This window comes from Paraburkholderia aromaticivorans (assembly GCF_012689525.1).
GTDB lineage: Bacteria > Pseudomonadota > Gammaproteobacteria > Burkholderiales > Burkholderiaceae > Paraburkholderia > Paraburkholderia aromaticivorans_A.
In genome coordinates this window covers 2372345-2384116 of the sequence record NZ_CP051514.1, presented here as the reverse complement: position 1 = coordinate 2384116, position 11772 = coordinate 2372345, and the positions used below count along the sequence as shown (strand labels likewise).

Annotated in this window: 12 protein-coding genes and 1 pseudogene; 2 read left to right on the top strand and 11 right to left on the bottom strand. The window is 59.6% G+C overall.

The features are described from left to right. Nucleotides 1-7 precede the first annotated feature (7 nt). From HF916_RS11240 to HF916_RS11215, 6 genes are all read right to left on the bottom strand, one after another. On the bottom strand, nt 8-271 hold the full coding sequence (locus HF916_RS11240; protein ID WP_236078643.1) for a conjugal transfer protein: 264 nt from the start codon (nt 269-271) through the stop codon (nt 8-10). A 66-nt stretch (nt 272-337) separates the two neighbouring features. After that, nucleotides 338-703 (bottom strand): TrbC/VirB2 family protein, encoded by a 366-nt coding sequence (locus HF916_RS11235; protein ID WP_168788859.1) that lies wholly within the window; start codon nt 701-703, stop codon nt 338-340. A gap of 13 nt (nt 704-716) precedes the next feature. Further along, a complete protein-coding gene (locus HF916_RS11230) occupies nt 717-1772 on the bottom strand; it encodes a CpaF family protein (RefSeq protein WP_168788858.1) in 1056 nt (351 codons plus the stop codon). A 294-nt stretch (nt 1773-2066) separates the two neighbouring features. Then, nucleotides 2067-3353, bottom strand: a complete 1287-nt coding sequence (locus tag HF916_RS11225; protein ID WP_168788857.1) for a vWA domain-containing protein — start codon at nt 3351-3353, stop codon at nt 2067-2069. Between the two features lie 7 nt (nt 3354-3360). Beyond that, nucleotides 3361-4368 carry a hypothetical protein gene (locus HF916_RS11220; protein ID WP_240975243.1) on the bottom strand — a complete coding sequence of 336 codons (1008 nt, stop codon included), beginning with the start codon at nt 4366-4368 and terminating at the stop codon, nt 3361-3363. 32 nt (nt 4369-4400) lie between these two features. After that, on the bottom strand, nt 4401-5477 hold the full coding sequence (locus tag HF916_RS11215) for an ATP-binding protein (RefSeq protein ID WP_240975242.1): 1077 nt from the start codon (nt 5475-5477) through the stop codon (nt 4401-4403). Nucleotides 5478-6527: 1050 nt separating this feature from the next. Between HF916_RS11215 and HF916_RS11210 the strand changes: the two genes are divergently transcribed. Further along, nucleotides 6528-6758: a hypothetical protein gene (locus tag HF916_RS11210; RefSeq protein ID WP_168788856.1), complete on the top strand. Its 231-nt coding sequence runs from the start codon at nt 6528-6530 to the stop codon at nt 6756-6758. Between the two features lie 378 nt (nt 6759-7136). On the opposite strand, the gene ltrA is transcribed toward HF916_RS11210, so the two are convergent. Together ltrA and HF916_RS11200 are read right to left on the bottom strand one after the other, a co-directional pair. Further along, nucleotides 7137-8444, bottom strand: coding sequence for a group II intron reverse transcriptase/maturase (gene ltrA, locus HF916_RS11205; protein WP_168787617.1), 1308 nt, complete (start codon nt 8442-8444; stop codon nt 7137-7139). A 508-nt stretch (nt 8445-8952) separates the two neighbouring features. Beyond that, a pseudogene (locus HF916_RS11200) lies at nt 8953-9366 on the bottom strand (RNA-guided endonuclease InsQ/TnpB family protein); the annotation flags it as partial. Here HF916_RS11200 and HF916_RS11195 point away from each other — a divergent pair. Next, nucleotides 9299-9625 (top strand): zinc ribbon domain-containing protein, encoded by a 327-nt coding sequence (locus HF916_RS11195; protein ID WP_206001732.1) that lies wholly within the window; start codon nt 9299-9301, stop codon nt 9623-9625. The pseudogene HF916_RS11200 and the gene HF916_RS11195 overlap by 68 nt on opposite strands. A gap of 243 nt (nt 9626-9868) precedes the next feature. On the opposite strand, the gene HF916_RS11190 is transcribed toward HF916_RS11195, so the two are convergent. The 3 genes from HF916_RS11190 to HF916_RS11180 form a co-directional block, all read right to left on the bottom strand. Continuing rightward, the gene (locus HF916_RS11190; protein ID WP_168788855.1) at nt 9869-10411 is read right to left on the bottom strand and encodes an SET domain-containing protein; all 543 of its coding nucleotides are present in this window, start codon (nt 10409-10411) and stop codon (nt 9869-9871) included. A gap of 305 nt (nt 10412-10716) precedes the next feature. Next, a complete protein-coding gene (locus HF916_RS11185) occupies nt 10717-11088 on the bottom strand; it encodes a hypothetical protein (RefSeq protein WP_168788854.1) in 372 nt (123 codons plus the stop codon). Nucleotides 11089-11214: 126 nt separating this feature from the next. Next, nucleotides 11215-11541, bottom strand: coding sequence for a hypothetical protein (locus HF916_RS11180; RefSeq protein WP_168788853.1), 327 nt, complete (start codon nt 11539-11541; stop codon nt 11215-11217). Nucleotides 11542-11772 lie beyond the last annotated feature (231 nt).

Here is an 11772-nt window from a genome sequence, read left to right as displayed (position 1 = left end):
GCCAACGTTAGCAAGAGAGATCCTGGTCGAAGCCATACGGGCGCCGGAAGCGGGCCGCGAATTTTGTGGTGGGCATGGGCTCGTAGATGTCCGGATAGCGGTTGTAGACGAGCATGATTTCCCGCCACCACGGGTCTTTCTGCGACAGCCAGCGAAGGAACCAGTGACCGACGAAGCCCACCGGGAAAAACGCGGGTGTCATAAAGCTATAGCAAAGGAGCAGCGTGACCATGCCGCTCGCGATAGCGAGCCCGCGATCGGCGCCGCCCATCTGGCGAGGCAACGAGAGCGAACGGCTAACCTTGACTGGTTTTCGGTGCGATGCCATGGGAGTCGATCAGCAGGTGTAGCTCAAACCGAGGTGGTTTTTCACGATGTTGACCGCGCAGGCCGCGATACCGAGGCCGACGAAGACGGTCGAAATCATCTTCGAGATGCTGCTTTCCGACGAGGAGATCGCCACGGCGCCGACGATGATCAGAACGATCCCGATGCCATACAGCCACGGACCGCTGATGTAGTCGGAGATCATGCAGATGATGCCGGAGGCCGTGCTCAGGTCAGAGATGTTGGTCGATGAACTGTCGGCCATCGATAGTGGCGAGAGGAACGAAAGGACGAGTGCGACGAGTGTCGTGACGAGTTCCTTCGGCGAGAGGTAATTGCGATATAGCGAGCGCAACGCGTTTTTCAACGGTTTCATTTGTCTTTTCCCTTTAAAAGACCCGGTTGAACATATAGTCGTTGTCCTGAAAGCCTTGGATTTCAACGATTTCTGAAACGTGTCGAAGCTCTCCCGTGCGCTTCAGATGCACGACATAGTTAAAGCAGTCGGCTATGTTCTTTCGCATGTCCCGCAGGTCCCATGAGGCGCCCCCGGGAATGCCCAGCATCGCGAGACTTTCGAGGCGGCCGAGGGCCATCCGTGCCGTATTGGCGTGAATCGATGCCAGACCGCCGTCATGGCCCGTGTTCAGGGCCTGCAGCAGGTCGTACGCCTCGCCACCCCGGACTTCGCCCACGATGATCCGATCGGGGCGAAACCGCAGACAGAGCGCAACCAGTGCGCGAGCCGTGACCTTCTTGTCTTCGTTAGAGAGCAGCCGGACCCGATTGGGAACCATCAGCTTCAGTTCCTGCGTGTCTTCGATCGTGATGACCCGCTGATCGTCCGGGACTTCCGCGATCATGGCGTTCAGGAACGTCGTCTTTCCGGTGGACGTACCGCCCGCTACCAGGATGTTTTTGCGCGCCCGCACCAGTGCCGCGAGTGATTCCATCAGGACTTCGTTCTCAGCACCCGCCGGGAAAAGGGTGTCGTTGCTGTGCTCCGGGCGCGCATGCACGCGAGAGAACGCCCCGCGAGTTACATAGTCCTTCAGGGACATGGTGGTTTCCCTGTGCTTGCGGATCGAAAGTGCGTGGCCATCGATTGCGGTCGGTTGCATCACAGCCGCAACACGCAGGCCTTTATGACCCGCGTTGATAATCCCCTGGTCGGTGCCTGCGAAAGCCGACTTGTCGACGGACGACGCCAGCGACAAAATCGCGCCGTTAAGCTTCGCGTAGTCCAGTTGCAGATCCAGCCGATGCATTGAGCCCCGGTGCTCGATCCAGACGTTGCGGAAGTCATTGATCATGATTTCCGCAATGTCGTGCGATTCAATCTCCCGCTTCAGCGGAGACAGCGACTCCAGAAACATCGCAAGCGCCGCCGCGGTCAGGGGCTGCACTTTCAGGAAGTCGTCGGCGACAGTGGTGGTTGTGCTCATCCATAAATTCTGGTGTTTCTCTGGATGAACACGTCTGCGAATGGTGCGCCAAATTCGCTATCTTTCCGGCCCCCCCGCGCGGATGATCGGGTCCGCGCCCCGCTCTCTGTGTGCTCGTTTTCTAAGCAGTTTCTGTTTCGTTTTGCCTACAGATGTAACGAGACTCGCGGAATGACGACAAATCGGTGCCGTCATTCTTCATTTGGTCGTACATCTGGATGTACGACCCCTCCCGTAAACGGAAAAACCCCGGCCGTCAGTGACGGTCGGGGTTGGTTGAACAGGGTGAGCGCGTCAGACAATGACCTCGATCGTTTCGCCGAACGGTGCCACGCGGGCGCGGTCCAGTTTCGTGGTCGAGGCCCAGAGAACCGGGTAGCCCGGATCGTCCGCGGGGAACGTGCCCTCCATGTCGGTCAGGTAGACCAGAAAAGCCGGGGTGATCGCCTCCTCGCCGACTCGAATGAACGGGGCGACGAAACTGGTACCGCCGCCGCCACGCACAGGCTTCAGCTCGATTGGGTCACCCCGCTCGAAAATCTGAACCTGCGAGACCGCCGTGTCGCAATCCATCACGACAAGGCGCCTGGGCTGCAACGTCTCGTACACGTTCACGATCTCTGCATCGAATTGCGCTTGCGTCTCGGACCACAGCGACCCACTCGAATCCCGTACAAAGACAGCATCCTCGAGGGCGGGCGCATGGAGCGATGGCAGGTACATGCCCATATGCAGGTAACGCCTGTTCGGCCGGGCAAACGTGTAGTCGGTCGAAGCGGCATCCTGCGCAAATCGCATCAGCAGGGAACGCCACTCGACTGCCGGCTCTGCGATTCCTTGGAGAGCACCTTCCAGCCAGCCGGGCGCCTGCCCGACCATCCGGGCAGCTTTAGCGGCTTGCATCACGGCAACCTTCCACTTTGCTTCCGCATTGGCAGCGTGCTCACCGGGATAGGGGCGAACCTCGCCACAACCAGGATCAAACTCCCCATGCTGGGGCTCGCCCTGACCGTCGGCGCGATTATCTGCGACGCCGGTCTGGTCACGCTTCTGGCCGCTGGCAGGCGTAGCCTGACCTTGATCCCGACCTTGCTGCTGATCCTGGCCCTGGCCCGCCCCCTGAGCCTGACGGGAGCCCTTCTGCTGTTGCTGCTGGGGCGCGGACTGCTTCTTCTGCTCCTGTTCGCGCTCCCGCATCAACCGTGCATAGTTCTCCTCAAGCGACCCGTTGTATGACGGATCGATCAACACACCTTTGGGTAGCTTCAAACCCGATGCGAGCACGTAAAGGTTAATGGGATAGTCAGCAGCCCGGTTCGCGATGTCTGGATCACGCCCTTCCATGCGGAAGATGTGTCCCAGTGCAGGGTGGAGAGTTTCGTGCGCGAGCACCCCCTTCAACTCATCATCATCCAGCATCCCGAGATACGCCGGGTTGTAGCCCAGGCTGATCCCGTCGACCCAGAATGTCTTGCAGGTCGGATCTTCGACAATTTTGAACATCATGAGGAGCGTCGCGAAGAAACGATAGCGGCGGTCCATAACGAGCGAACGCCGCGCTTTGGCTACGCGCGGATCCATGGCGACCTCAGGCGACGAGGCGCAGTTGCGGCGTCGCAACCGGTGCGGCGGTGTACACCGGTGCCGGAGTCGAACCCATGAAAGCCGCCATCATGCTTTCGATCTCGGATGCCTTAGCAGCAGCTTGCGATCGCAAATACGGCGAGTCCTTCAGATGTGCGCCCGAGAGGCTACCCAAGTGACGCTGGGCTTCATCGAGAATCCGGTTGAGCTCGGGGTCTCCGCTGAAGTTCAGTTTCGCCAAGAGCTCGCACAACGCGCGAACATTGTTCGCCACATCGAGCCGCGGACTCTCGTTGACGTACAGCGTCGACGCGAGCTTCGAGACCGCCTCGTACAGACGGCCAACGATATCGCGGTTCGCCGCTTTGATCGAAAACTCGACATGTTTGTCAATATCCGATTTCAGCGCCGTGAGCACATCCTCAGGCAGCGAAACGCCAAACTGCTCTGCGTTCGGGAACGGCAGGATCGTGAGGCGCACGCCGAATTTCAGGCGAAGTTGAGTATCGGTCGGGTAGTCCTCCTCCCGGAACAAAGGCCCGAGCGTTTCAGACGTGCGCGCCGCCTCCATGAGGTTCGGATAATCCGTCAGGAAGACCTTGACGGCCGAATCAAACTTCTCGCGAAGACGACGCAACTCCTCCACGAAATCCATGTACATCAGGGTGGGCAGCAGACGCACCGCGTCCTGCCTGTAATAGAGCGTGAACTTCTCCCAGTAACGCCGCATTTCACCTTCGATGCGTGTCACCTCGTTGTAGCTCTCTGCACCTCTTAGCAGAAGGCGCTTGTTGTAACGGCCTGCGTCCGCGACCTTGTGGGTCCGGTCGACTTCAGCCGTGATCTGGTCGTCGAACTTGCGGGCTTTCCAGGCGGAAACGCTCAGGCTGCACAGCATGACGTTCGATGCAACATCAGCAATGTTTCTGGACATAATGAGACTCCGGGAAAAATAGATGGATGAAACAGAAATGGAATGGAAGACGCGCGTGCTCTCGGAGAGGGAAAACACGCGCGATTAATGCAGGGAATGGTGGAAAGCCGTCAGACCGTCTCGAGCTCGCCGCCGAGGATCTTGCAAAGCTCGCCCGTCCACGATTCACGCTGAAACGTGCGGGTCTGCTGGAGCGAGGGGTCACGCGTCATGGCATCCTGAATGAAGAAGCCAACGAACTCGCGCATGTCTGCGGCAATCATGCGGTTGACGTAGAGCATGATCTGGTCGAAGTTGGAAGCCGTGACCCGGCCAGCAAGCATCGATACCATCGCCGTCGCCGTCGCCGGCTTATCCGCATCCGGAAGGCGCGCGCCCAGCGGGTTGAGCAAAATGTCCTCGAGCGTTGCGATTTCCTTGTAGATGTCCAGGAAACCCGCAAACTCAAGCGCGGCTGCTTCACCCACGGAACCTGCATACTCGCGAAGCTCCTGGCCCTTCGGAATGACGGGCATCTTCCTGCCGAGGAAGCCCCAGCCACGGGGCGTCGGGAAGTTCGCGATGTCGCGCCCCTTTTTCGGGACATAGAGCAAATCCTGGCGAAAGCGCAGGAACGCGATCAGCTCGTGGGGCGTGTTGTTCTCCACAGCCCACCTGGACCACGCCTTGATATCCGGCACCAGGTTCACGACCGTCGCGAAACGGGAGATCACCGGATCGAGAATGCCGCTCACGGCTGCGTTGTGACTGCGGTCGTTAGTGGCCGCGATGAAGGTCACACAATCCGGTAGGACGTGTTCACCGACACGGCGTGCGAGCAGCAACTGCATGTATGCCGCCTGCACAGCTGCCGAGCCTTGACCCAGATCGTCCAAAAACCAGATCGTCGGGCGGGTCGCGGTGAGGATTTTTTGCATGTTCCCGAATGGCAGGAATCGGGCGGACCGCCCATCCGCCGAAGGAAACGGCAACCCTTTCGGGTCGGTCGGATCTTCAGTGACGGGGTGGCTAATCACGAGATCGAAGCCGAGAATCCCGGCTACAAAGGCCACGATGTCGGACTTGCCCACGCCAGGTGCACCGGTAATGAGCACCGGAAAACTACGGGGAATGTAGGCGAGAAGAAGGGTTATCAGTTCGTCGGCTGTGATGTCGGCGAGTTTCAGCATTGCTGCAAAGGCGTTCATGGTGGTTTCCTGGAAAGAAAGCCCCGTTGAGACGCCATATCCCACATGCGGGATATGCGTCCCGCTGGGGATAGAGATAACATGCCGGTTGCCGGCGGTGAAAGCGTCAGATGCGCAGAAGTGCCAAAAGGCGTCGCGAGGACGCCAGTTTGCAGAAAGAATGGGAAGAGGCGTGAAGCCGGGATCGATGCGCCAGAAGCGCGAGGTGTAGCTAGATTTTAGGCTTCGCAAGCGGTCCGTTTGCCCGGAAAGACAAACGAATTGGGGGGCTTTCGTGAGCCAGCAGCGTGCGGACGCAATCGGCATAGGGGACGGCCATTAGGCCGCGCCCCTGCCACACCACCCGGCATGCGGGTCCGCACCGGGCGGTTCGGGAAGTTGAGGTTATGAGAGTCGGGGTACACCCAGTTGGTCGAAGTAGGCGATGGTCAGCACGCGCTTGAGCGCGGCTGCGCCCGCCAGAGCGACGGGTCAGTTCATGAGAGCTTTGCGGTTTCTTGCTCGCTCGCCCTGGTCGGCAACGCCTTTTATCCGGTTCCTGTTCGTCGGCTCGCAGTTTCGCTCCACGCTTCCTCCCCACACTCGGTCACCCTCGTGCAGTTGAGCTTCGCTTCGCTCGCTGTGATCAACTTGCGGTGGGACTTGCACCCACAAGAGTGCGCCCATGCTGGGCGCACAAGAAAAACCCCGACCGCTTGCGCGTGCCGGGGCTGGTTGTAGGGTTGCTGGAGCTCAAAGCCGTGCGCCGCCACAGCCCGCCGATGCCAGATCACAGCCGTTGCCGACTTTACGTGCGCTTGACTCGCGTCTTCCTCTTGCCCTCCCCTCCCCGATTCCCACCGCGCGTACCCGGTTTGCGGGCGATGCCTTGACTTTTCTGGAATCGGGCTAGGTTCGATCAGAATCAACCACACGAGGTATCTATGACTTCTGTCTTCCCAACTGTCACGTCCGAAACCGCACGCAGGGCGAAAGCCGCCAAGTGGATCGTCATCGCGGCCGGCGTAGCGATCGGCGCTCCAGCTGCCCTCCTGCTTCTGAAAGGGTTGATTGGCCCTTGTCGCCGCCGCCCTGATTGGCCTCGCGGCGATTTATCTCGGCCCCGTGGTCGAGATGAAGTTGCGCAACGCGCGCGTCAAGATGGTATTTCAGGAAGCCCACACCAATCCGGTCGAAACCCTGATCAATCAACTGGCGGACAAGCGGCAGGCAGCTGGCGAATTTGCCGATCGGATCACGGCCTTTCGCACGGAATTGACATCCTCCTCCCCCTCTCGCTGACGCTTGCCGGCCGAAGGCCGGGAAGGGGGAGGATTCTACTGCGCTACGTGATGCGCTACGTAGTCGCTTCGGCGGGTTCCTGCCACGACGCCCTTACCTCAGGCGAAGAATCAGCACAGGCTAACGAGCGCTGTCCGCGCTCTAAAATATTGATTGCACCGACCACGTCGGCGTGATTCCCGTATCCGCACGACACACACGCGGTAGGGTCGAGAACTGGCGCGCGCACGGTAGGTCCCGGTGGCTTCTCCCTCGCTTTCGCGGTGGGCCTCAATCCGGTTGCCATGGTCACGTTTCCAGCTCCCGCCACGTCAAACGCAGCAGGCGGTTTTCCCGCACTACGCTTTCCTGCCTGCTTCATGTCAAGGTTTATGGGACCTATCGTGCTGGGGACGCTTTCGACGACGACCGTTGACGAACCCGATAGCCATTGAACAGCTTCAGTTCTTCATACAGCCAGCGCCTACTCCACCTCTTCCAACCGAAGCCCCGTCGATTCCGGGATCGACCCATGTGGCGGCGAATCTTCTTTTCCACCCAGTCTTTGATGAAGCTGAAGCACTCGCTGGAATGTCCTACAGCGAAGTAATTCACCCAGCCGCGTAACACCGGATTGATCAGTTCTACCACCCGATCTACCGGCTGCGACTGGTATCGCCGGAACACCTCTTTGAGCTTACGCAATAATGCCGTCCGCTTCTTCAGCTTGGGCGTGTAGTGCGCTCGCCACACGTGCTTCTTTACGCTGCGGAGTCGACGAAAGTCGAATCCCAGAAAGCCGAAGCTCTCTGCGCGGTCCAGATCCACAGTGCGGCTCTTCTCTTCATTTACTTCGACCTGCAGCTTGGCAAACTCTTCCCGAAGTCGCGTGGTCACCGCCCTCAGCAGCCACGCATGCCGCGGATGGGCATCGATCAGCACCACCAGATCGTCAGCGAATCGGGCATACTCGACGTAGGTGTACTTCCCGTTGCGCGTGGCTTCTTTCGCCCGCTCCAGCATACGGTCTACCTCAGTGAGATAGATGTTACTGAGCAACGGTGAAATCACCCCGCCTTGCGGAACGCCTTGTTTGCCCGACGCCGTCAGCATCAGCTTCAGCAGATGCATTACGTCGTCGTCATTGACCCGACGCGCAACCTTTCCAAGCAGTATGTGATGCCGAACTGTGTCAAAGTAAGCGCGTAAATCCAGATCTATGACGCGGGTCTTCCACTGAACAATTGCCGTCGCCACCCGATGCACCGCTTCATGCGCGGTACGCCTGGGGCGATAACCGTACGACCCCGGCTGGAAGTCTGCCTCGAAGATCGGCTCCAATATGAGCTTGAGCGCGCCTTGAACCACCCGGTCACGGATAGCCGGAATCGAAAGGACACGGACCTTGCCCCCGTCCTTCGGTATCTCCTGCCGCCGCGCCCGTAACGGCACGTAGGTCCGCCCGATCAGTTCGCCCTGTATCTGCTCAAGAAACGCCTCCACGCCCTGCGCCTCGATGGCCTCGAACGTCACCCCGTCGATACCCGGAGCGCCGTTGTTCTTTCTGGCCAGCGCATACGCCTCGCGCAGTGCGTCCATCTTGCAGACATGGACGTACAACCCCCAGAAACGCCAGGACGGTTCAGCCTTCGCCTTGACGTATATTCCCCGCCTCAGGTCCTGCAAACTGCTGGACGCCTTTGTCATTTCGTCCTTGCCTCCCATGTTGTCGAGGAAACTACAAACAGCAGGGCCCCTTCGCTCCACCAGCGTTACCCGGCTTCACAGCTACTACGGACCCATCCGCCACCCTCTCGCCTTCAGCCCACTTCCCGGGTTCGCCGGTTATAGGACCTACCTTGCTCCGGCGATTTCGCGCCGGGGCGAGGAGGGCTTCTCCAGTTGCTTAGCATGTCCTTGTCATCGTGCCGTCGCTTCCACCCCGCCGAAGTGGAATAGCCGTATCGGTCAGATTTCGGCTACCCATGCTGCCTTCACCCTCACGGTTGCGGGCTCGGCCCTCGGAGATTTTCATTTTCGAGGCCACATCTACGTTCACTTTTGTTACGGCCCGATGACTCGCGCATTCCCCAAGGAAATGCCTGTCGATAGGCTTCAAGGTCTTGGTTTCCCGCCACCCTGCTATCCAAGCTACGGGGCTTCTGACTTCTACCCCGGCAGGTCTATCCCCTGCTGAACACGCCAGCCTTAGCTGGACGCACAACCGGGCTTGAGTCTTCCGGTTCTCCCTCGCGACGTGTGCGCAGCACGGGCACGTGCGGCTCGTGTTGTGCGCCGGTACCGCGAGCAGCAGGCCGCCGGACCAGGCCGTCTTGTACTCGAGTTGGCGCCGGAATTCGCGCCAGCCCTGGTCGAGAATAGACTTATTGAGCCCGGCCTTTGCCCGGACCTTCTTGCCCGGCGCCTCAATGCTGCCCCTTGCCGACTTGCCCAGGTTGAGCACCTGCAGGTCTTCGATACATACGAGCGCGTGGTTTTTGCTGATCGTGTTTGATGCCTTGTGCAGGAAGTCGTAGCGGGCGTTCGCGATACGCGCGTGGATGCGGTTCACGCGGGCCTTCGCCTTTTTCCAGTTCGAGGAGCTTTTGACCTTTCGGGCCATGCTTCGGTACAAGTGCGATGACGCAGGCGTATGGTTCGATGAGGTCGATGAAGCGTTTTCTACCCAGACCTGTTCGTGCTGCGCGAGCCGCACGGGGCCGAAAGGTGTCGCAGGTCCTGGAATAAGAGAGTGGAAATGCATCCATTGTGAAACGACACATGATCGTGATCGCAATGCTGCCCGCAACATTCTCGCGGTCGGACGTGACCGCCTCGCAGGAGGAATCCCCGCCCTTTCCGCGCAAGCGGCAGTCGGTCACGACTGAAGGCGGGGAGGACGTCAACTTGCATCGGTGGTTGCGGAACATGAGTTCCAGAACCTCGCCGCAGTCGTCCAACGCTGCCGCGAGATTCGACGGGATCTGGTTCTCAACGCGGGCCAGAATGTGGAAAGCGATCCCCCTTCACGGTAGCGCGCCGGAAGAGTTTGCGGAGCTCGCTTGCCCCGGCACACGGGCGCTCCCATACCCGCCTGTGACGTTGTCGAGATGCCTGTGATGTCACGGGTATTAGCCCGAGGCGGAACTTAAGGTTTGCTCTGCTCGAGCGTGAAGCGCGCCGCGACGCTTTTTCGTGCGCGGTGCCAGTAACGTGCCTCTGCAGTTAGCTGCACCACACAGGCAGGAGAATCGCTCACGAAGCGCGCGGGTGATTCGGCCGTCGACCATCAGTCCATAATCGATGCTCAGTTCCTCGCCTTCCCTGATCGTCCGCAAGGCGCAAATAAAGATCCGCCCGCCATAGTCGATCGCTTCGCAGTTCGGAGCGCACGAATGGTTTATCCACCGTGATGAATTACCTCCGGCAGCGCCGTCGATCACCGTACCGTCCCCGATGTCAAAAAAATACGTATGATCCGGGTTTTCCGGGTCAGCAGGCGCCCGGTTGGCCGCTATGTGCCAATCCACTCGCTCGCCCGCGTATTCGACCAACACCTCTTCCCGCTGAAGCCGGCGTAGCGCGAACACGCCACGTCCATGAATCACCGAGCGTCGTACAGCGAAGCGGCGCAGCTGACGGGCAACCTGAGGGACGACAATAACGTTAGACATGCTGGGCAGCGTTCCTCGTTTAGCGGGCGGCCTTGCGGCGAAGGGTCATTGCCAACCTCTCGCCACCGCCGTGCGCCTTCTTTGAATAAGACCCGATGCCTTCGATCGCTTCGGACGCAACTGGAAGGACATCGTGGTCTTCCTACGATACCGGGCCATCCTCAAGGACGCAATATTCGGGAGTTCCACACGCGCTCACGGCATCTTGCCGTGCGGAACACATGTACGCTCACAAATAGAAAAAGCCCGCAACACCCTCCTTGCGGGCGGGGTGTTGCGGGCTTGGTCAATCTGTGTTGTCGCGTTCAGGCGATCGAGACGTATTTCATCCATTCGTCGGCGGACGGCAGCGTCCTGATTACCGTGACAGCCGCCATTTCAGACTGGACGACTTCGACGAACGTGTCGTTGTTGATTGCCGCCTGCAGATGCAAAAGCAGCGAGAGGACTGCTGCACCGTACTCGTCGGCGATTGCGCCCACCGGCTCGACGCCGGCGAGCAGCTCGACGACGAAACGTGAAGCACGCACGGAACAGTCCATTTTGCCGAGCGCCTCCAGCACCAGAATCGCTTGGCCCTTGGGATCATCATCGGGAACTGACTCGGGGGTAATCGCGCCGCAATGGGCGAGGCAATTCAGGATATCGTCGGTAAAGTCCGAACAGGAGTAAGCCATTTTTGCTCCGAAAGGTGGTTTCGGCGCGGAGCACGCCCTTGCGGTAGGTGCCCCGCAAGGGTTTAAGGAACCCGCTCCCGAGGGAGTGGCTCGCACGGGAAAACAGCAGGCTGGTGGTCTGCTGACTCAATGCGTTTCAGTGACGACAGGGGCTGCGCGCACGTGGTTGGTATATCCGCTCACACCGACCGCCATTTCAGGATTCCAGATCGCAACAATCCGACCGCTGTCCATCCAGAAAACCAGCTCGTCGGTCCCGACAATACGTCCTTCCGCACGGATGGCATCGGGAAACTCATTGGCGATATCGACGAGCAAAAGATCAAAGGCACACGCCGTTTTTGCCTGGCGGAATCCCTGGCCGTACACCAGACCGAGCAATTCGCGTGACTTGTTGTACGCGGCCGCCGGCGAGACGGTTGCTTTCATAGGTTGCGTCTGAATATTCGTCATCGTTGCCTCAAAAGAATGGATAACCGTGCCCCATGGGTGGTTGCCCTACAGGGAGAAGGAAGTTGTGTGTTTCCTGGTACGGCAGCAGCGTGACCGCGAAGGAAACGAGCCGCAGTCAGGCTGCGCTACGGGCGATCGGTTCGACCGAAACAGGCAGCCATTTGCCGTCGACCAGCACGTCGCGATGCGCGTACCGTTCAATTCGTAGGTATGCGTCGTGCCCATGCGCGG